15 protein-coding genes are annotated in these 22,384 nt (G+C 41.0%); 6 read left to right on the top strand and 9 right to left on the bottom strand.

What is annotated here, in order from left to right; genetic code table 11:
- Positions 1-367: 367 nt before the first annotated feature.
- Entirely contained in the window at positions 368-577 is a 210-nt protein-coding gene (locus tag M1D52_RS00930; protein ID WP_130854758.1) for a DUF2281 domain-containing protein, read from the bottom strand.
- 286 nt (positions 578-863) lie between these two features.
- On the opposite strand from M1D52_RS00930, the gene carB reads away from it, so the two are divergent.
- A complete protein-coding gene (gene carB / locus M1D52_RS00925; protein WP_437394061.1) occupies positions 864-3,680 on the top strand; it encodes a carbamoyl-phosphate synthase large subunit in 2,817 nt (938 codons plus the stop codon).
- A gap of 104 nt (positions 3,681-3,784) precedes the next feature.
- Here the strand turns inward: carB and M1D52_RS00920 are convergent, their stop codons facing one another.
- The 7 genes from M1D52_RS00920 to M1D52_RS00890 form a co-directional block, all read right to left on the bottom strand.
- Positions 3,785-8,359, bottom strand: coding sequence for an efflux RND transporter permease subunit (locus M1D52_RS00920; RefSeq protein ID WP_437361563.1), 4,575 nt, complete (start codon positions 8,357-8,359; stop codon positions 3,785-3,787).
- 28 nt (positions 8,360-8,387) lie between these two features.
- Positions 8,388-9,530: an efflux RND transporter periplasmic adaptor subunit gene (locus M1D52_RS00915; protein ID WP_013664421.1), complete on the bottom strand. Its 1,143-nt coding sequence runs from the start codon at positions 9,528-9,530 to the stop codon at positions 8,388-8,390.
- A gap of 122 nt (positions 9,531-9,652) precedes the next feature.
- Complete coding sequence (locus M1D52_RS00910; protein ID WP_013664422.1) at positions 9,653-10,069, bottom strand: hypothetical protein; 417 nt, start codon at positions 10,067-10,069, stop codon at positions 9,653-9,655.
- A 54-nt stretch (positions 10,070-10,123) separates the two neighbouring features.
- Positions 10,124-11,509, bottom strand: coding sequence for a DNA repair protein RadA (radA, locus tag M1D52_RS00905; RefSeq protein ID WP_437394060.1), 1,386 nt, complete (start codon positions 11,507-11,509; stop codon positions 10,124-10,126).
- Between the two features lie 205 nt (positions 11,510-11,714).
- Positions 11,715-13,268 carry an Rne/Rng family ribonuclease gene (locus M1D52_RS00900; RefSeq protein ID WP_013664424.1) on the bottom strand — a complete coding sequence of 518 codons (1,554 nt, stop codon included), beginning with the start codon at positions 13,266-13,268 and terminating at the stop codon, positions 11,715-11,717.
- A 349-nt stretch (positions 13,269-13,617) separates the two neighbouring features.
- Positions 13,618-14,460: a tetratricopeptide repeat protein gene (locus tag M1D52_RS00895; protein WP_437394058.1), complete on the bottom strand. Its 843-nt coding sequence runs from the start codon at positions 14,458-14,460 to the stop codon at positions 13,618-13,620.
- A 28-nt stretch (positions 14,461-14,488) separates the two neighbouring features.
- On the bottom strand, positions 14,489-14,773 hold the full coding sequence (locus tag M1D52_RS00890) for an HU family DNA-binding protein (protein ID WP_013664426.1): 285 nt from the start codon (positions 14,771-14,773) through the stop codon (positions 14,489-14,491).
- Positions 14,774-15,458: 685 nt separating this feature from the next.
- Between M1D52_RS00890 and mutY the strand changes: the two genes are divergently transcribed.
- Both mutY and M1D52_RS00880 read left to right on the top strand, forming a co-directional pair.
- Positions 15,459-16,517 carry an A/G-specific adenine glycosylase gene (gene mutY, locus M1D52_RS00885; protein ID WP_437394057.1) on the top strand — a complete coding sequence of 353 codons (1,059 nt, stop codon included), beginning with the start codon at positions 15,459-15,461 and terminating at the stop codon, positions 16,515-16,517.
- A gap of 12 nt (positions 16,518-16,529) precedes the next feature.
- Positions 16,530-16,973 carry a single-stranded DNA-binding protein gene (locus tag M1D52_RS00880; protein ID WP_013664428.1) on the top strand — a complete coding sequence of 148 codons (444 nt, stop codon included), beginning with the start codon at positions 16,530-16,532 and terminating at the stop codon, positions 16,971-16,973.
- Positions 16,974-17,021: 48 nt separating this feature from the next.
- On the opposite strand, the gene aspS is transcribed toward M1D52_RS00880, so the two are convergent.
- Positions 17,022-18,773: an aspartate--tRNA ligase gene (gene aspS, locus M1D52_RS00875; protein ID WP_437394056.1), complete on the bottom strand. Its 1,752-nt coding sequence runs from the start codon at positions 18,771-18,773 to the stop codon at positions 17,022-17,024.
- Positions 18,774-18,987: 214 nt separating this feature from the next.
- On the opposite strand from aspS, the gene M1D52_RS00870 reads away from it, so the two are divergent.
- The 3 genes from M1D52_RS00870 to M1D52_RS00860 all read left to right on the top strand — a co-directional run bounded on the left by M1D52_RS00870 (position 18,988) and on the right by M1D52_RS00860 (position 22,375).
- Complete coding sequence (locus M1D52_RS00870) at positions 18,988-19,674, top strand: response regulator transcription factor (protein WP_437394054.1); 687 nt, start codon at positions 18,988-18,990, stop codon at positions 19,672-19,674.
- The gene (locus tag M1D52_RS00865) at positions 19,664-21,043 is read left to right on the top strand and encodes a sensor histidine kinase (RefSeq protein ID WP_437394053.1); all 1,380 of its coding nucleotides are present in this window, start codon (positions 19,664-19,666) and stop codon (positions 21,041-21,043) included. Before M1D52_RS00870 ends, M1D52_RS00865 begins: the two co-directional genes overlap by 11 nt.
- Before the next feature lie 96 nt (positions 21,044-21,139).
- Positions 21,140-22,375: a porin gene (locus tag M1D52_RS00860; protein ID WP_437394052.1), complete on the top strand. Its 1,236-nt coding sequence runs from the start codon at positions 21,140-21,142 to the stop codon at positions 22,373-22,375.
- The last annotated feature ends 9 nt before the right edge of the window (positions 22,376-22,384 follow it).

Genomic DNA, 22,384 nt, shown 5'->3' with positions numbered 1-22,384 from the left:
AAGCTGTGACAACAGCAAACCATTCTAATAAAGAGGTTTGTACAATTTGGGAAAGCAATTGCTGTGTAATATTAAAGACTAATCAACGATAAATGGTTCTTGTCTATTATCCCAATAATATAAGAGGTATATATGATTATTAGGTCTTATTTCATAAAATAAGGACGTTTGCTTCGATATTACACACTTCCTTACATTTTCAAGATGAGAAATTCTAAATAGGAAGGGATTCTCTTTTATTAATTCTACATGTCTTTCAACCTCCTTCATTAGTTTTCTAGCAGAAGTAAACCCAAATTTATTCTCGACATTTTGAAGGATACAATCTAAGTGCTATCGGCAGTTTCTGTCCAATAAACAGTGTATTTCATAAATACCTTTTGTACTTATTCATTACTTCTTCATGAGATTTTAAATTTCCTTCCTGCACGTCCAACTGTCCTTTTTGAACACCTTCTTTTACATGGTCAGGGATTCGGCTAACTTTCTCCAGTAAGAAATCGATAAAATCTTCTGCCTCCTGCCGCATATCTTGCGGAAGCTGCTGTAGCTTATCAGTAATACTAAGATTCGTCATAATATAAAATTGAATATTCAAATTTAACGAAAAATGCTTTGCAATACAAGTTGCCACATATGCGCTCTTGGATTTGGTTTTTATGATCAAGCAAAAGAATAGATTCTAAAAAAATAGGATAAAGAAAAAGCCTTTATATTTTTTACATTTTTTTCAAATTATAAACCAAAAAAGTCCTATCTTTGCACTCCGACAAAGCAGTCGGAATAATCTTCACAATCATAGAGCTTCCCAAACTGTTTTATCAAACGTTCTTTTTGATAACTAATACTTTTGAACATATAAAATGCCAAAAAACACCTCCATTCGCTCGGTGCTGATTATCGGTTCGGGCCCAATTATTATCGGACAGGCCTGTGAGTTTGACTATTCGGGTTCTCAAGCAGCTCTTTCATTGAAAGAGGAAGGTATTGAAGTTTCCATTATTAATTCGAACCCCGCAACGATCATGACCGATAAGGTCATCGCAGACCACGTTTACCTATTACCCCTTACCGTTGACAGTATTGAAAAAATCCTTCAGGAACGTCAGATTGATGCCGTGCTACCCACCATGGGCGGGCAAACAGCGCTTAATCTATGTATCGAAGCTTCCAACCGCGGTATCTGGGAAAAATATGGTGTACAAGTAATTGGTGTAGATGTTGCAGCCATTGAAAAAACAGAAAATCGAGAAGCCTTCCGTCAGCTAATGATTGAAATTGGTGTCGGCGTAGCAAAATCAAAAATTGCCAACTCCTTCCTCGAAGGTAAAGAAGCTGCCCAACAAATCGGCTTTCCTTTGGTGATTCGTCCCAGCTATACCTTGGGCGGAACCGGCGGAGGGTTTGTGCATAAAAAAGAAGATTTTGAAGCGGCTCTTAGCCGTGGGCTCCAAGCCTCCCCTACACATGAAGTGCTGGTAGAACAAGCGGTTTTAGGATGGAAGGAATACGAGTTGGAGCTCCTGCGCGACAATAAAGATAATGTCATCATTATTTGTTCTATTGAGAATTTCGATCCAATGGGTATCCATACGGGCGACTCCATAACGGTAGCTCCCGCGATGACATTGAGTGATACTTGCTATCAGGAGATGCGCAATCAAGCAATTAAGATGATGCGTGCGATCGGTAATTTTGCCGGTGGATGTAATGTACAGTTCTCTGTTAACCCCGAAAATGAGGACATCATAGCGATTGAAATTAACCCACGCGTTTCGCGTTCGTCGGCTTTGGCTTCAAAAGCTACCGGTTATCCAATTGCGAAAATTGCAGCCAAATTAGCTATCGGATATAATTTGGATGAGCTGGAAAACCAGATCACGAAAACGACATCTGCCTATTTTGAACCTACTTTAGACTACGTAATCGTAAAATCACCGCGTTGGAACTTTGCGAAGTTCAAAGGAGCCAACCGGGAACTAGGATTGCAAATGAAATCGGTAGGTGAAGTAATGGCCATTGGTCGCACCTTTATTGAGGCCTTACAAAAGGCATGTCAAAGTTTGGAAACCAACCGTTTAGGGTTAGGTGCCGATGGTAGACAGTTACGAAACTTGGAAGAAATTATGCATAGCTTGGAGCATCCAAGCAGCGGCCGTCTCTTCCATATTAAGGATGCCTTTGAGATGGGCGTTCCTTTGGAGTCTATTAGAAAAGCTACGCATATCGACAAATGGTTCTTGGTTCAAATCCAGGAACTTGTTGAACTGGAAACGGAACTAAAACGTTATTCGTTATCTAATATACCGAAAGATTTCTTTTTAACATTGAAGCAAAAAGGATTCTCTGACGGGCAAATCGCTTGGTTATTGGGCAATGTAAGTGAAGATGATGTTTACAACCGCCGGAGAGAGCTAGGTATTAAGCGTGTCTATAAAATGGTGGATACCTGTGCTGCCGAATTTCAAGCTGCCACACCTTACTATTACTCTACCTTTGAAGAAGAGAATGAGTCTATCCCGAGCGATAAAAAGAAAATTATCGTACTGGGTTCAGGGCCAAATCGAATCGGACAAGGGATTGAATTCGATTACTCTTGTGTGCATGGCTTATTGGCTTCCAAAGAGGCGGGATACGAGGCTATCATGGTGAACTGTAACCCGGAAACGGTATCAACAGACTTCAATATGGCCGACAAGCTTTATTTTGAACCTGTCTTCTGGGAGCATGTTCGGGAAATTATCGATTTAGAAAAGCCAGAGGGTATCATCGTGCAGCTTGGTGGCCAAACAGCGCTGAAGATGGCCGAAAAGCTAAAGGAAACAGGAATCCGCATTATCGGAACTTCTTTTGAAGATATGGACTTAGCGGAAGACCGTGGACGTTTTTCTGACTTACTGAAGGAATTGGATATTCCGTATCCTAAATATGGAGTAGCTGAAAACGCAGAGGAGGCACTTAAAGTTGCCAACGAAGTGGGCTATCCTGTGTTAGTACGGCCAAGTTATGTACTTGGCGGGCAGGGAATGAGTATTGTGATTAATGATGAGGAGCTGGAAAAAGCAGTTATCAAAATCATGAAAAATATGCCTGGAAACAGGGTACTGATCGACCATTTTCTTGATCGCGCAGAAGAAGCGGAATCCGATTCCATCTGCGACGGCGAAGAAGTGCATATCATCGGTATGATGGAGCATATCGAACCGGCAGGCATCCACTCCGGCGATTCAAGTGCTGTATTGCCTCCCTTTAGCTTGTCAACAGCTGTTCAGGAGAAAATGGATGAATATTCAAGAAAAATTGCAAAGGCGTTAAACGTAAAGGGCTTGCTGAATATTCAGTTTGCCATAAAAGACGGTAAGGTGTATGTAATTGAAGCCAATCCAAGGGCTTCACGTACTGTTCCTTTTATAGCCAAAGCTTATGACGTTCCTTATATCAATATCGCTACCAAAGTAATGCTTGGAAAAAATAAGCTAAGCGATTTCAAAATTGAGCGAAAACTGGAAGGTTATGCGATTAAGGAGCCTGTATTCTCCTTTGATAAATTTCCGGATGTTGATAAACAGCTGGGGCCCGAAATGCGCTCTACCGGTGAAGCGATTCGCTTTATCAAAGACCTGGACGACCCTTATTTCAGACATCTATACGCCGAGAAATCGATGTATTTAAGCAAATAAAAAAGAAACCCCGGCGATTGCCGGGGTTTTCTTTTTATTTAGCGATTAGCGCTGAGGTTTTAGCTGTTAGCTAACTCCTAAAAGCTATCAGCTGATAGCTAAAATCATTGCCACCCACCCCCTAAAGCTTTGTATAAATTAACAATTGACTGGAGGTATTCCAAATAGGTACTATTCAAAGTGATTTCTGCATCCAGTACGTTTCGTTGTGAGGTAATAACATCCAAATAGTTTGCTCTCCCTGCTTTAAATAATTCAGAAGAAGCGTCAACAGCCAAACGGAGAGCATCTACTTCATGTTGGTTAAAGGATCGCCTTGCTATCAGATGTCTCTGCGCATTGAGCTCTGTTTCAACTTCTTGCCAAGCCTTTAGCACTGTTTTCTCATACTCTTGATACTCGATACCTTTATTTGCTAATTCCTGTTCATAATTAGAGCGAATCATGCGTTGATTAAATACAGGTGCCGTTAACCCTCCAAGCAACCCATACGCAATTGAACTTGGCGAGGTAACAAATAGCTTAGACAAATCAAATGCCTGAAATCCGAAATAAGGAGAAAAGTTGAGCGACGGTAAAAACGCTGCACGGGCGGCTTTAACATCTCCTTTCGCAGCTAGTAAATTCAATTCTGCCGCCCGTATGTCCGGACGCAAGGCCAACATTTTTGCCGGAAGTCCCACCCGAACAGCACTTGCTAAAGGATAAGCATCTAACTCCTCCCGCTTGCGCTCAATTGGTGAAGAAAAGCGCCCGCATAAAAAATTCAAATAATTTTCCTTCGAATTTATCTGTTGCAAAACGGTCTCTTTTCTACTCTTTGAGTTCATCAAAATGGCTCTCATCTGCTGCACACCTAATTCTGTTGCCCGGCCACCTTCTTTTTGCACCTGCACCAACTCGTACGATTCTTGTTGTAAGGCAATATTCTTCTCGAGGATATCTAATTCATTATCCAAGGCCAACAGTTCGAAGTAAGCAGCGGCGATTTCTGCTATTAGCTGCGTTTGTACTAATTTTCTCCCTTCATAAGATGCTAGGAAACGAGCAAAAGCAGCTTTCTTTCGGTTCTTCAGCTTGCCCCATATATCGATTTCCCAAGAGGCACGTAAACCTAGAAAATAGTCCGGCACGGGGTCTGGCACTCGTTCGTCATCTTTCAAATTATTAGAAAAATTGGTGTCGTAGTTACCGATTCCGTCCATGGTATAAAATCCATATTTACGAAGTCCTGCCTCCGCAACCGCATCGATAGAAGGGAACAAGGCATTTTTACGCAAACGCATATTGGCACGTGCCATTTCAACGCGATAGAGAGCTTGCTGCATGTCCGGATTATTGGCTAAAGCCGTATCGATGAGCCTTAGCAAATACTCATCTTGAAAAAACGTTCTCCAAGAGATGGTTGCCATGGAGGTGCTATCATTAGCGAGCGTATCGGTCTGATTTTTTCCGAGGTAGTGTGCCGGAACTTTTCGATGGGTTAACTCCGTTTCCTTCTGCACTCCACAGGATGAAAGCAATAAAATACCCAGTACAGCTACTGCAATACTACTTACTTTCTTAGCCTTTTTCTGTTTTTTCATGGAAGCAAATAGCACATATAGCCCGGGAATGACAATAACACCGGCCAATGTACCTATAATCATCCCTCCGATTGCCGTTGTACCGATTGATCTATTTCCCAAAGCCCCTGCCCCGGAAGCCATCGCCAACGGAATTAATCCTGCTACGAAGGCAAATGAGGTCATTAAAATAGGACGTAAGCGCGCAACAGATCCCTCGATAGCCGCATTTAAGATTGATGCGCCCTGCTTATGCTTCAAGATCGCATACTCAATAATAAGTATCGCATTCTTACCTAACAAACCGATCAACATAATTAAGGCAACTTGTGCATAGATATTGTTCTCCAATCCAAGCAACTTCAAAAATAGGAAAGCACCGAAGACCCCTGCCGGCAAACTTAAAATAACAGGTAAGGGCAGTAAGAAACTTTCATATTGAGCACATAGCAGTAGATAAACAAATAATAAACACAATGCGAACACGTAGATCGCTTGATTTCCGGACAGAATCTGCTCGCGTGTCATACCAGACCATTCGATCTCAAATCCACGCGGTAAGCTTTCGGCAGCAACGCGTTCAACCGCTGCAATTACGTCACCGCTACTATATCCGGGTGCTGCATCCCCATTGATCATGGCCGAGGTAAACATGTTATAACGGGTTAGCTGCTCCGGTCCGTATATCCGTTCCATTTTTATGAAACTAGAAAAGGGTACCATTTCTCCCGCATCATTTTTAAGGAACAACCGCAAAACATCTTCAGGCTTTTCCCGATAACCCGGGCCTGCCTGTACCATTACTTTATACATTTGTCCAAACTTGATAAAGTTGGAGGTATAGAAGCTACCCATCAGTGTTTGTAAGGTTGACATCGCGTTCTCCACACTTATCCCCTTTTTAGCCGCTACATCATAATCGACGTTAATCATATATTGAGGAAAATTGGGATCAAAACTGGTAAACGCACTACCCACCTCGGGAGCCTTCTTCAGGTTATCCATAAAAGTGTTCAACACATCAGACAACTTGCCCAGATCATCACTGCCGCTTCGATCTAGCACCCGTAGCTCAAAACCGCTTGAGTTACCGAAGCCGGGGACGGTTGGCGGTGGGAAAAATTCGATCTCCGCATCGGTTATCTTAGCAGTTTCTTTCTTCATGTGCTCTACCATATCACTAACCGATTCCTTCCGCTCCTCCCAACGTTTGAGGTTAATCATCCCCATCCCATAAGAAGCACCGGTAACTTCATTTACCAAACTGTAACCGGCAAGCGTCGAAACACTTTCGACGGATTCCATTTGCCGAGCAATAGCATCTACTTCATCCAATACGGCCTCCGTTCGCTGAACGGTTGCACCTGGCGGCGTCGTAACGTTCACGTAAATCATTCCCTGATCTTCCGTAGGTATAAATCCGGAAGGTAGAACCGAGGAAATACCCCAGGTAGCTATGAATGAAACTACTAATATAACCAGCGTTATGACGCGCCTACCGGCGATACGACTGATAAGACCGGCATACCTTCCGGATATGCTGTTATAGACGCTATTAAATTTCCTAAAGAAGGTTGCCAAGGCCCCTCTAGGTTCAGGCCGATCGTGTGGCGATCTTAAAATGATAGCGCAAAGGGCCGGTGTTAGCGTAAGTGCATTAATCCCTGAAATAAGAATAGATCCGGCCAGCGTTAAAGAAAACTGTCGATAAAAAACACCTACCGGGCCGGAGAGGAATGCCACCGGTACAAATACGGCAGACATCACCAACGTAATCGCAATAATTGCCCCGCTGATTTCCCTCATGGCCGCCAACGTCGCCTCCATAGGTTGCATGTGCTCTTCTTCCATTTTTACATACACAGCCTCCACCACCACAATGGCGTTATCCACCACGATACCAATCGCCAACACGAGTGCAAAGAGGGTTAATAAGTTGATCGAGAATCCGAGCATTTGCATACAGAATAAGGCCCCGATCAAACAGACCGGAACAGCCAGTGCCGGCACCAAAGTGGATCGAAAATCCTGTAGAAAGATAAACACGACCAAAAACACCAAAATAAAGGCTTCCACAAGCGTATGCAGTACTTCATTGATAGAAGCGTCTAAGAATCGCGACACATCGTAACCCATCGCGTACTTCATGCCCGGAGGAAAGGTAGTGCCCTTAAGTTCCTCCATTTTAGCCTTAATGGCATCAATAACTTCGCTGGCGTTGGAACCCGGCAATTGTTTAATCATGATAGAGGCTGACGGACGGCCATCGGCTTTGGACGCCATCTCATATTCCAAAGACCCAAATTCAACATCTGCCACATCTCTCAAACGCAAAATCGAACCGTCCGGATTTGCGCGTAGTGGAATATTCTCGTACTGTTCAGGGCGATCAAATTTACCGGGGTAGCGGAGTACATACTGCTGCATGTTAACACTCTTATCCGACCCGATTCCGGTTTGCCCGGGTGCTGCTTCCACGTTCTGTGCCCGAATGGCTTTAATAACATCTTCACTTGAGACGCGATAAGCAGTGAGTCGATCCGGCTTCAACCAAACCCGCATCGCATAATCTTTAAAGCCCATAATTTCGGCCCGACCCACTCCCTGGATACGCTTCAATTCTTTTAAGATATTGATATCCGTAAAGTTGTATATAAATCGCTCATCCGCCGTTTCGTCATCGCTGTAGATGTTGAGATACATCAACATACTGTTTACTTCCTTTTCGGTGGTAACCCCGGCTTTGATAACTTCTTCCGGCAATTCGTCTAAAACGGTGGTTACCCGATTTTGCACGTTTACGGCAGCAATATCCGGATCTGTTCCCACCTCAAAATACACTTGTATAAGAGTATTACCATTATTGGTAGAAACCGAAGACATATAGGTCATTCCAGGAACGCCATTTATGGCTTTTTCTAAAGGAATAGCAACGGCATTCGTACTTACTTCCGCGTTAGCTCCGGTATAATTGGCATTTACCACGACGGATGGTGGCACAATGTCAGGGAACTGCGTAACGGGTAGCGTAAAGAGCGATAGGAGCCCGAGTAATGTAATAAATAGTGATATGACCAGTGATAGCACCGGTCGTTTTATGAAAATTTCAAACATGATACGTATCTTAAAGCAACAAAATAATTTATTGTAATCCTTGACTCGGACTGTGTAATAGGCTATCGAGTGAAACTTCACGAGGTTCGATAGCCACACCATCCGTAAGGCTTTGCGTACCTTCGAACACAATTTTTTGTCCGGCTTTAAGTCCTGAGCGAATTAAATAAAAATGGCCAAAACGTGTTCCTAGCTCAATATTTGTCATTTTGACTGTATTCGCTGTATCCAGCACATAGACATAGGCGCGATCTTGGATCTCAAAGACCGATTTTTGAGGAACAATGATAGATTCGGTGATTTTTGTCGGCAACTGTATTTTTCCGGTGGCACCATGTTTTAATATCCTATCCGGGTTGGGGAATCTAGCTCTAAGTGAAATGGTGCCCGTTTGCTCTTCAAACTCGGATTCGGCAAGCTCTATTTTTCCCATATGAGGATAGTGCTGTCCATCGGCTAATGTAAGTCTGACTTCCTTAGATAATATACTGTTTTCCGGTGACTTCCTAGCTATATTCTGTAGATACTCCGTTTCCGATATCGTAAAATAAGCATATACCTCATCCAAATCAGAAACGCTGGTCAATAAGGCCCCTTCGCTCAATAAACTTCCCACTTTGAGTGGAATGCGATCGATCCTTCCCGTGAACGGAGCTCGGATACTGGTATAGCCCAATTGTGTCTGCGCCCGTTGTAAATCAGATCGAGCTTCCTGAACTCTCGCTTCAGCTGCCTTTAATTGCGCTTGAGCGACATCAAGGTCTGTCTTCGTGATAATATTTTTCTTCACCAACGTCTTAACACGTTCCAGTTCGAGTGCCACTGTCTTCGCATCTGCGGTTGCATTGTTTAAAAGAGCTTGTGCTTTGGACACATCCGCACGTTGCTCATCGTCGTTAATCTTAAATAAAATCTGCCCCGCTTGCACCAAGGCCCCTTCATCGACAAATATCTTATCTAAAAAGCCTTGTATTTTGGAACGTACCTCTACGTTTCGCACCGCTTGTATATCAGCAACGTAATCGGTATATAACATCGTATCCACGGCCTTTAGTTGCGTATAGGGTACCGAACGCTTTTCTTCTGATTGATCACTATTTCCTTTACTTGATGTGCATGCTATAGCAGCGGATAAAGCAACACCGTATAAACCTATATAAAATCTGTTCATTAATATATTCTAAGGATGTATTTTGTTTTAGTTGACTGTTGTTCGTGCCTAAAAAGGCAATGGCAGGATACCTATATTTTGGCTCCTGATTTAATTTTCTATTAGATATGGGTACAACAGGGCTAAAAGGGTTTCAGCCTAAATAAGAATATATAATAGCCTAATAAAGGGGTAACTTTTGATACAAAGTAATTTTCACTACTGACCAGCGAAGTTATAATCGGCTTGATCGCTAGAATAAAGCTATCCAAGATCTTAATCGATATGGATATTATAATGGTTAAAAAATTGTAGTTTTTGTAAAAAATGGTCGGACTTACATCCTTTCCTGACATAGGTATATCGAGGACATCGTCAAAGAAACATTCCAATAGGGTGTCGCCATCAAAATCCTGTAGCTTCTTGTCATGAAAAGCTTGCTTCTGATAAAAAAAATTATCGTTCACATAGGTAGGAAAATACGTAATCGTATTTACGAAACCCAACAAAACAATAATATTTATTATCTTAAAAAGAGTCATCCCAAGCAAAAATAGCATTTTTAACTCATGTGTAAAATTTACACTCAAAATATTGTGTAAAAATCTTGTAGGCTAGCCAAAAATTGCCAGAAAAATCTCTTCTACTTTAGCCATCCAATTAATTTTAATGTTATATTTTGAAGTATCTAAGCCTTTGTTGTTGTATTTTGATATATAAATCTCTTCAAAGCCAAGCTTTTCTGCTTCAGCAATTCGCTGTTCGATTCGATTTACTGCTCGAATTTCACCCGAAAGCCCTACTTCGCCGGCAAAGGCAATATGCGTAGGGACGGCGATATCCTGCTGCGAAGAAAGAATGGCTACAATTACTGCAAGATCAATGGCCGGGTCTTCCACACGCAATCCGCCAGCTATATTTAAGAACACGTCCTGCGTGCTCAACCGGAAGCCAAATCGCTTTTCCAGAACCGCCAGCAACATGTTCATTCTTCTCGTATCAAATCCGGTTGACGAGCGTTGAGGTGTACCATAGGCAGAATTTCCCACCAGTGCCTGTACTTCGATTAGCATAGGCCGTATCCCTTCGAGCATAGCGGCTATGGTGACGCCACTTATAGGAAATTCACGCTGTGAAAGCAAAATCTCAGATGGATTGGAAACCTCCCTTAATCCATTATGAACCATTTCGTATATCCCCAACTCCGAAGACGAACCGAATCGGTTCTTTACGGCCCGCAGAATCCGATACATATGATGCCGATCTCCTTCAAATTGTAAAACAGTATCTACCATATGTTCGAGCACTTTTGGTCCCGCAATTGCACCGTCTTTAGTAATATGGCCCACAATAAATACGGGCGTGGAAGATTCTTTAGCAAAGCGCAATAGTTCAGCCGTGCATTCCCTTACCTGTGACACGCTGCCGGGGGTTGATTCAATCTGAGAGGAATGTAAGGTTTGAATGGAATCGATAATAACTAAATGTGGTTCCACAGACGCAATCTGCTTAAATATATTTTGAGTAGAGGTTTCCGTCAGAATATAGCAATCCGCCTTTGAGGATTGAAGCAATCTCTCAGCCCGCATTTTAATTTGTTGTTCGCTTTCCTCTCCCGAAACATATAATGTCTTTATACCTGGTATAGTTAAAGCAAGTTGCAGCATTAATGTTGATTTACCGATACCCGGCTCTCCTCCTATTAGCACCAATGATCCAGGTACAACTCCACCGCCTAACACCCGGTTCATTTCATTGTCAGGGGTCTTCAGTCTCGCCTCCTCCTCATAGTTGATCTCATGAATAACAGCGGCTTTATTGGGTTTTCTTTCCCCCGACACAACGCTGCCACTTCTCCAGTCAGGCACTTTATTCCCACCCTTTTCAACCAGTTCTTCTACAAAAGTATTCCATTGATTGCAGGAAGGACATTTACCAAGCCATTTAGCCGATTCGTATCCACAATTTTGACAGAAATATACCGTTCTCGCTTTTGCCATATTTAGCTGTGAGCTGGCAGCTTTAGCTATCAGCTTTATTTTTGTTAATAATCAATTAAACCGAATGCAGGGATTAAAGATAGCTATTAGCGTTCGGCTATCAGCATTCAGCCGTCAACTTTATATTTATTATTTAGCTGGAAGCCGATAGCCGACGGCTGAAAACTATAAAGAAAAAGCCTTGCTAATCAGCAAGGCTTTTTCTTTATAGTTTTATTTCTTCTTCTTTGGCGTTTAAGAAGTGGAATTCATTCATGAAGTAAGACGAAATAGCCTTTACTTTTATCCATTTACCGTACCGGAAAAACCATTTCAAGCGTCTGGACATAAAGCCTTTCTTAATGAAGGCTTCAATATATGGGTGAACGCAGAGCGTAATATTCTTCTCGTTTTGTTCGTTTAAAACATAACTTAAATTACTCTCAATATCATCCATTAATACGATACTGGCTCGAATTTCGCCGGTACCTCCACAGGCCGGACATTTCTCATTAGTAACCACTGTCATTTCAGGACGAACACGTTGCCTTGTAATCTGCACCAATCCAAATTTACTTGGCGGGAGAATAGTATGTTTAGCGCGATCGTTGCCCATACATTCCTTTAAATAGTCGTGCAACTCTTTCCTGTTGGTTGGTTTGTGCATATCGATAAAATCGACAACCACGATTCCTCCCATATCACGTAGACGAAGCTGACGGGCTATTTCTTTGGCGGCCTCCTTATTCACCAAGAGGGCATTGTCCTCCTGATTTTCTTTGTTGGCCGTTCGGTTTCCACTATTCACGTCAATAACGTGCAGTGCTTCCGTATGTTCGATAACCAAATAAGCCCCTCCCTGCAGATTAACAATTTTACCAAATGCGGCTTTAATCTGTTTCTCTATACCGAAGTGTTCAAAGATCGGATCCTTGTGTTTGTACAGCTTTACTATCTTTTCCAAATCAGGAGAAATCTCCTGAATGTAAGACTTCGTCTCCTCGTAAATAATCGGATCATTGATATAGATATGAGAAAACTCGTCTGTTAATATATCGCGCAAAATGGTGGATGTTCGATCCATTTCACCCAATATTTTTTTCGCAGGATCAGTAGAAGCAAGACGTTTCGTGAAGGATTCCCACTTGGTGATCAAATCTCGGAGGTCCTTCTCCAATTCAGCAACTCCTTTTCCTTCCGAAACGGTACGGATAATAACGCCAAAATTCTGAGGTTTGATTCCCTCAACAATCTTTTTAAGTCGGTTTCGCTCGGTGTTACTTTTAATTTTTTTCGAAATCGAAACCGCGTCAGAAAAAGGTACCAAAACGACAAATCTTCCTGCGATGGATAAATCGGAACTTAAACGCGGCCCTTTGGTTGAGATTGGCTCTTTTGCAATCTGTACCGGCAACAACATGTTACGACTTAGGATCTCAGAAATTTTGCCTGCTTTATTGATATCCTTTTCTAGTTTTAAACTATTGAGCAGCTTATCTTTATAGCTGCCATTCTTTACTAGCTTGGTAAGCTTAATGAGTGACTGTACCTGTGGCCCTAGATCCAAATAATGCAAAAAAGCATCCTTCGAGTAGCCTACATCTACAAAAGCAGCATTCAACCCGGGCATTATTTTCTTTATTCTGCCCAAATAGATGTCGCCAACAGCATAATTATTATTTACCTGTTCTTTATTTAACTCAACAAGCTGTTTATCCTGTAGTAAAGCAATAGTTGTCCCCGTTTCCGGGGAAGAATCTACTATTAATTCCTTTACCAACAGCTACTTTCTTTTAGAAAGAATACAAAGGGTGTGATGGATAGCTATCCAGGTGGTAAACCCTTATTCTTTCGGTTAAACCATAAGATTGTTCAATAAAAAAACAGACATTACATAAACGATATTCCCGTCTACGAATGAAAAAAAAAGCCAACAATCACAATAGCCTGCACCTCAGGTCTTGAGATGCAGGCTACCGAATACTGGCACGCCTAGATGCGCTTATTTTTTCTTATGTCTGTTTTTTCTTAAACGTTTCTTACGTTTATGAGTAGCCATTTTATGTCTTTTTCTTTTTTTTCCGCTTGGCATAGCTTAATTTTTTAAATGTTTTAATAAATTATTTTAATTACTTGCTCAATTCATCAACCTTACGGTCTATGAACTGCGATAAGCTTGGATCCGCCGCTATAGCTTTGCTTTGTTGAAAAGCTTTGATAGCTTCGGCCTTCAAGCCAATATTTTCATAACTTGTAGCCAGGTAAAACCAGGCTTCAGCACTTGGTTGAATTTCAATTACCGTTTTAAATCGATTCACGGCTTTATCAAACTGACGAGAGCGCATAGAGAACATCCCTAAGCTCATGTTTGCTTTTAGGTTTTGAGGATCCTCTTTAACAACCTCCATTAACATTGCAATACCTTGCATAGGTGCCCCGCCTTTATTTACAATGGCAGTTCCCAAACCGGTTTTAGCGTCTAAGCTTTTAGGATTTAAATCTAGCGCCTTTTGATAAGCCTGCTGGGCGTGTTCTATTAATGCCGGAGCAACAAGTGTATCCTGCAAATTTTCATAAGCAGCCGTAAAGGCATCTCCGGCTTTTAACCAATTATCGTATGTAGATTCTAATTTACCGATTTCCTCGTATGAGAAACCCAAGGGAGCAGGTTTTGCAAGATCGTCCCAATGACCTGCTAATTTCTTTAATAAATTTATGCGCTCTTCTCCGCTACTGGTCGGCAAAGCCGCTTCGAGATCAGTAATCTCTTTTACCAAAGAGGCGTTCAGCCCTTGCTTTGCAACACTGGAGACCGAAGCTAGATTGATAGCTTCGGTCTCCGTACTTGTATTTGTTTGCTGTTCTTGTTCGGCTTTATCACGCTTAACCAAACCCTTAATAGGTTGCGCCATCAATACTCCCATCAGTACTACTACAAGCGCAATGACTATTATTTGTTTCGTTTTATGCATGATTATTAATATATCCGAATAAAGCAGATTATTTATTGCCGTTTTTTACTTTCTCAACAAAAACTTTTGCTGGTTTAAAGCTAGGAACGAAGTGTTCCGGAATAATAATAGCTGTGTTTTTTGAAATGTTACGAGCAGTTTTTTTAGCTCTCTTTTTTACAACGAAGCTACCGAATCCTCTAACGTAAACATTCTCGCCACCCACCATAGCTCCTTTTACTACTTTGAAAAATGCTTCAACAGTTTCCTGTACATCTACTTTTTCTAAACCTGTCTTGTTAGAAATCTCTGCGATAATTTCTGCTTTAGTCATGTTATATTCTTCTAATTGTTTGTTCTTTAACTACCACCCGATCAATCGATTTGGGGATGCAAAAGTATTGCTTTTAAATGATTTACAAAAATAAAACGTTAATTTTTATGTAAAATATCTGTCAGCGAAGCCTTTAAGGTAAAAAATTAAACTATACGGCTAATTTATAAGGTATTAGCGGTTAGGTGGTAGCGGTTAGCCTTTAGGGGTTAGCTGTTAGGGATTAGGGGTTAGCTGTTAGGGATTAGCAGTTCGCTTTGACGTTCTAATACCTATGCCTAATACCTTACACCTCCTACCTTATACCCTAAACCCTAATGCCTAATACCTGGGTCATACCTATTACTTACAACTTAATACTTAAAACTAGCTGTTAGCCTTAGGTGTCAGCTGTTAGGGATTAGTGGTTAGCAGTTCGCTTTGACGTTCTAATACCTAATGCCTAATACCTTACACCTCCTACCTTATACCCTAAACCCTAATACCTAATACCTGGGTCATACCTATTACTTACAACTTAAAACTTAAAACTAGCTGTTAGCCTTTAGGTGTTAGCTGATTAGTGGCTAGCCGTTAACTTTGACATTCTAATGCCTAATACCTAATGCCTAATACCTTACACCTAAAACCTAATACCTTACACCTTCTACCTCATACCCTAAAACCTATTTACTACCTTTGCCTCATGTTATTTTCACAAGAGATTATTCAGTGGTATCATCAAAATAAAAGAGATCTTCCTTGGCGTAATACCACGGACCCTTATACTATCTGGCTTTCGGAAATCATCCTTCAACAAACACGTGTGGAACAAGGGCTTCCTTACTTTAACCGCTTTGTTGCTGCCTATCCTACGGTTCGCGACTTTGCTGAAGCAGCTGAAGGTGAGATCCTGCGATTGTGGCAAGGCCTAGGATATTACTCTAGGGCAAGAAATATGCATAAAGCCGCTCAAACAATCATGCAACAATATGACGGCATTTTTCCAAAAGAATATAACTCCCTAATAAAATTACCTGGCATTGGCGAATATACTGCCGCCGCAATTGCTTCCTTTTCTTCTAATGAACCAAAGGCTGTTTTAGACGGAAATGTATTCCGTGTATTGGCAAGATACCTTGGTATAAGTGAAGCGATTAATACAGGAAAAGGGAAAAAGCTGTTCAGCAAAATCGCAGAAGAGATGCTCGACAAGGCCAACGCTTCTGTTTATAACCAAGCGATCATGGAATTCGGGGCGCTCCAATGCAAACCCCAGTCGCCTAACTGTGCTGTTTGCCCTATTAGCATCGGTTGTTATGCCTTGCGTGAAAACAAAGTAAATTTCTTACCTGTTAAGGTAAAAGGAAAAGCATCACGAGACAGATACTTTTACTATTTCATAGTAAGAGATCAGGATAAGATTGCCATGCAAAAACGAGGATCAAAAGATATTTGGGAGAACATGTATGAGTTTCCATTAATAGAATATCCTATAGCGATAGATTTGGTACAATTGAAGGAAACCTCGATTTTCCGACAGTTGTTTGGCAGCGACTGCGAATTAGAAGTAATCAGCACGCCAAAGAAACATGTGCTTAGTCATCAGAACATTTACGCTTCCTTCATAGAGATTAAAAATTTCAATCACTTGAAGACGAAAAAAAAGGTCTGGAATTATGTTTTTATAAAAGATTTAGATACATTAGCTAAACCTAAATTAATTTTCACATTTTTAAGAGACCATATTATTTGCAACAACTAACACTTATAAGCTATGTCAGGAATTAACAAAGTTATTCTGGTTGGACACTTAGGCAAGGATCCCGAGGTTCGCCATTTAGAAGGCAATGTATCTGTTGCGAGTTTTCCCTTGGCAACATCGGAAACCTTTAATAAAGATGGAAGAAAAGTCGAACAAACCGAGTGGCATAATATTGTAATGTGGAGGGGTCTTGCAGATGTTGCAGCTAAATATTTACAAAAGGGGAAATTGGTCTATATAGAAGGAAAATTGCGAACCCGATCGTACGAGGATCGCGAAGGAGTAAAACGTTATACGACCGAAATTGTTGCAGAAAATTTCACCATGTTGGGAAGGAAAAGCGATTTTGAATCGCCCGGCAATGGCGAAAAAACAAGCAATACAGACCACAGCAGTGACCCAAATTCCACCACTGTTGATTTCAATGAGAATAAGGATGACGATCTACCTTTTTAAGGTCTTTAGGTATAGGGTTAGCGGCGTAAGTACCCTATACCTTTTACCCTAAGCCTTAGCGCTTATTTCTATCTTCAATTCATCAAGCTGTTCCTGCGAAATACTGCTTGGAGAATCGATCATTACATCTCTTCCTGCATTATTTTTCGGAAACGCAATAACATCGCGGATAGAATCAAGGCCTGCAAAAATGGAAACTAATCTATCAAAACCAAAGGCAATGCCCCCATGTGGAGGTGCGCCATAGGTAAATGCATCCATCAAGAACCCAAATTGCGTCTGCGCCTCTTCCTGTGTAAAACCGAGATGTTTGAACATCAGTTGCTGTAAATCTTTTTCAAAGATACGAATTGATCCGCCTCCTACTTCTGTTCCATTGATTACCATATCATAGGCATTGGCCCGCACTTCACCGGGCGCAGTATCCAGTAAGGCTATATCCTCGGGTTTTGGCGAAGTAAAAGGATGATGCATCGCATGATAGCGCTTGGTATCATCATCCCATTCCAATAACGGAAAGTCAACAACCCATAGGGCGGAAAACTTATTCTTATCACGAAGTCCCAGCTGGTTTCCCAATTCTAAACGAAGCTCATTCAGCTGTTTCCGCGTTTTATCAGCATCTCCTGCCATTACCAATATTAAATCCCCTACATTAGCATCCATCGCTTTCGCCCAGGCCTGTAATTGCTCCTGGCTAAAAAACTTGTCTACCGAAGACTTTAACGATCCATCCTCGTTATATCGAAGATAAACCAATCCCGTAGCTCCTATTTGCGGCCGTTTTACAAAATCGGTGAGCGCATCAATTTGCTTTCTGGTATAAGAAGCACACCCTTCCGCTTTAATACCAACGACTAATTCCGCGTTGTCAAAAACCGGAAAACCCACGCCCTGCAACACCGGATTCAATTCTACAAATTGCATCCCAAAGCGTGTATCGGGTTTATCGGAACCATATAAACGCATAGCATCCGCATAGGTCATGCGCGGAAGCTTACCAATTTCTACATTTTTAACTTTTTTAAAGAGGTAACTTATTAGCTCTTCAAACAAGTTCAAGATATCCTCTTGCTCTACAAAAGCCATCTCGCAGTCGATCTGGGTGAACTCGGGCTGTCGGTCGGCCCTTAAGTCCTCATCCCGAAAACATTTTACAATCTGGAAATAGCGATCAAAACCCGACACCATCAGCAGCTGCTTAAACGTTTGTGGCGACTGCGGTAAGGCATAGAATTGTCCCTCATTCATCCGGCTTGGCACCACGAAATCGCGCGCACCTTCCGGGGTAGACTTAATAAGCACCGGTGTTTCGACTTCCAAAAAACCTTGTTGATCAAGAAAAGAGCGAACAGCCTGTGCCATTTGGTGTCGTAGCACCAAATTATTGCGTACCGGATTACGTCGTAAATCAAGATAACGATATTTCATCCGAAGGTCATCACCGCCATCGGTTTCATCTTCGATCAAAAACGGTGGCAATTTCGCAGCATTCAGTACAGCCAAGTCTGCTACCTTTATTTCGATTTCTCCCGTAGGGATCTTTAAGTTTTTGCTGGAACGCTCAATTACCGTTCCCTTTACCTGTATTACATATTCTCTCCCCAACTCCCGAGCCCTTGCACGCAGGGCCTCATCGTCATCAGCATTAAATGCCAGTTGAGTAACGCCATATCGGTCGCGCATATCGATGAAGGTCATGCCTCCCAGATCTCTCGACTTTTGTACCCATCCGCATAATGTAATATTTTTTCCTAAATCTGCTAATGTTAACTGTCCGCAAGTATGTGTTCTATACATATATTCTGGTTTCTATATCATTCAAAAACCTTGATAAAATCCTTTCAAAGTTATCGTTTTTGAGTGAAAGATTCCTTTTATTTTATTTCTTAGTGAAATGAATGTAAAAAACACTTGCTTTGTTTGGCACTAAAAGAATATATAATAATTTTGTTTTGAAAGTTTTATTGCCCAAAAACAACTCAAATTACTTGATCGTTTAAGCTAACATAATGTGGAGATACTATTAATTGAAGACGAGCCTACAGTAATCTCTTTAATTAAGCGGGGTTTAATAGAAGAGCGTTACAATATCAGTGTGGCAATGGACGGTCTCACCGGCCTCAAGATGGCTGGACTAAATCCATTCGATTTAATCATACTCGACATTATGTTACCTGGGATGGATGGCTTAGAAGTATGCCAGAACATTAGGATGACGAACCCGGATATCCCGATCATTATATTATCAGCGCTGGATGAAACCGACAGTATTGTTGCGGGCTTCGAAAAAGATGCCGATGATTATCTGGTAAAACCTTTTAAGCTAGAAGAGCTGAAGGCTAGAATTAAACGGCATTCCCGAAGAGCTCAACGGCAAACTATTACGCCCCATGTTATTTCTTTAGCTGATTTGAAACTGGATCTTGAAAACAAAAATGTTACGCGTGCTAATAAATCCATCGCATTAACCGCAACGGAATATCGGCTTTTAGAATACCTTATGTTGAATCGAAATCGGATTATTCCTCGATTAGATATTCTTGAAGAAGTATGGGGGATGGATTTTGATTTGAGTACAAATGTTGTTGATGTATATGTTAATTACCTTCGGAAAAAGGTTGATAAAAACTTTCATCCAAAACTGATCCATACAGTTATTGGTATGGGGTACGTAATGCGTGTGCAGCATGAAGATTAAAACCAAAATTATATTACTCTTCACCGGTTCCGTTGCCTGTATTATTCTCTGTTTCGCATGCTATATATCTTATTTTACGTGGGATAGTCTGAAAACAAAGTTTTTCCATCGACTGGAAGAGAATGTTAAAATAGTTGGCAATCATACCATTGAACGAGACGAATACAACTCCAAACTGTATTATAAAGTCAGACGGAAGTACCTACGGCAACTTTCTGAAGGTAATGATTATCTATTACGCATAGTAAAGGGCAGCAAAACGCTTCGCTTTAAACCAGATCTTCCCATGCCGATGTCCTTTTACGAAGAAGCAATAACAAAAGGTAAGGCAGAATACCTGCATCGCGATACCGCCTATTTTGCTATGTTTTTTCCTGACACGGTCCATAAAGAAGATCTATTGGTTATTTCATCCGGAAGGGACACTTATGGGCATGCAGAACAACGGGATTTACATAGAACATTAATATCTGGCAGCATTATCGTACTTCTTCTGATAGTTTTGACAGCCTTTTACTTTGCTGAGCATATTTTAACTCCTATAATAAGAATTATCAATAGAATCAGAGGTATCGATATTTCGAACTTAGATGCTCGGCTTCAGTACAATAACAACAGTGCAAAAGACGAAATCGCTAGCTTGGTTCACACCTTTAATGATATGTTAGACCGTTTAGAAATAGCGGTCAAATCCCAACAAAATTTCGTAGGTAATGCTTCGCATTCGCTTCGAACCCCTCTAACGGTCATTGGAGGTGAAGCAGAGATAGCACTGTCGCATTTAGACCAGGAACATAAGGCCTATTTCTCTGTTCAAAATGTTGTAAGTGAAGCGGAAAAGATGCGATTAATTGTCAAAAACCTGTTATTAATGGCAAGAACCGGTTATCAGCAGAAAGTGCAGCATATCAGTTCTATTCGAATGGATGAATTAGTCCTTGAAATTAAGGATTCTATTTACCCACTTTACCCGGATGTGAAGATTTATATCGATTATACGCAATTACCTGAAGATAGTAATCTTTTAAATATTCGTGCCAACAAAGATCTACTTCATATAGCCATTTCGAATGTTGTACAAAATGCTTGTAAATATGGCAAAGCGAATCAAGTGTCACTTGCTATTTTTTTGACATCCAACCATCAATTAGCCATCTCTGTAAAAGATGAAGGCATTGGTATTCCAGAGGCGGATCAACCGCATATCTTCGAATCCTTCTTTAGAGCCTCTAACACAACGGGCATTTATGGAAATGGTTTAGGACTTCCGCTGACTAAAAACATTCTCAGCCTACATAATGCCTCGATTGAAATCCATTCTAAGGAAAATATTGGCACAATTGTTACCATGATATTTGGAATAGCATAACTTCCCGGCAGTTTAAACACCATTTCTTATTTCGCACTAATTTCCCCTTTAGATAGTTATTAGGGCCCATTCTTATACTTGCAAAAAAAGCATACTATGAGATTTAGGTCATTAAGGACATCAATATTATTTTTATTTTTTAGCATTTTCTTTACCATAGCTTCCGCCACGGATACATTGCCTAAAGCCGATTCTATCTCATTACAGGACCAGTCGAATAAGAATGTACGAAGAAGCTTATTGCGGCCAAAACCAGACAGTAGCCGCAATGAATCACTACGCATCAATATATTATTACGTAGCGCATTGCATGGAGATGGCTTGTTCAATGAAAATGGACAGAATAAACTTAGCCTAGATGATGCCCGTATTGATATTGGGGGCAATTACAATGATAAGTTGTCATACCGTCTCCGGTATCGTCTCAATAAACCTTTTGAAACAACATTACAGGATAATGCTTCGCGAGCCTTGGACTGGGCTTACATCCAATATAAATTCGGGGCACAAAACAGCTGGTCGATAACCGCCGGTAAACAAAGTGCACTGGTAGGAAGTTACGAATTTCAAAATACGCCAATTTACGAGCTTAAATTCTCAGACTATGTTGATAAGATTTTAAATCTTTTTGTAGTAGGAGCTACCTTGTCTAAGCAAATCACGAAGAATCATTCCTTCAATATACAAATTTATAATACCACTAATGATGGTTTTGATAAGCTATTTCAAGTAAACAATCTTCAAAAGGATGGGCTTCAACCAGCTACAACTCCTTTAGGAAGCTATTTTACGTGGATCGGAGCTTTTCATAATCAAAAAATCCATACAAAATGGTCCTACAATATGGCACAATTTGCTAAAGGGCTAACCAACCATAGCATTTCATTGGCTAATAAATATACAAACAACAAAACATCGGTCTATCTGGATTTACAATACTCATATCTGCCCGTTGATCATGTGATGATTGCGACTCCCATATGGAATGCTATTTATAATCGCAGCGACGGCGATGCGACTTTGGCTCGTGATATAGAATATAAGTCTGCAATAATACGCCTTGATCAATTTTTAACCAAGAAATGGGAAATTTCGTTAAAAGGAGCGTACGAAACCACTTCTTCTAGAAGGGATCAACTTTTAAGCAATAATTTCAGAAAAAATTACACCTATACCGCAGCGATACAACACAAACCATTTGAAAGTCAAGATTTAAGATTTTATTTAGCCTATATCGGCAATACGGTGAGTCACCAAAAATCTTTTCAAATGCCAACAACTCATTTTGACCGCCTATCATTAGGCTTCTTTTATACGATTCCTGCATTTTAATACCAATAC

This window comes from Olivibacter sp. SA151 (assembly GCF_054130995.1).
This window is presented reverse-complemented; position numbering and strand designations above follow the sequence as displayed.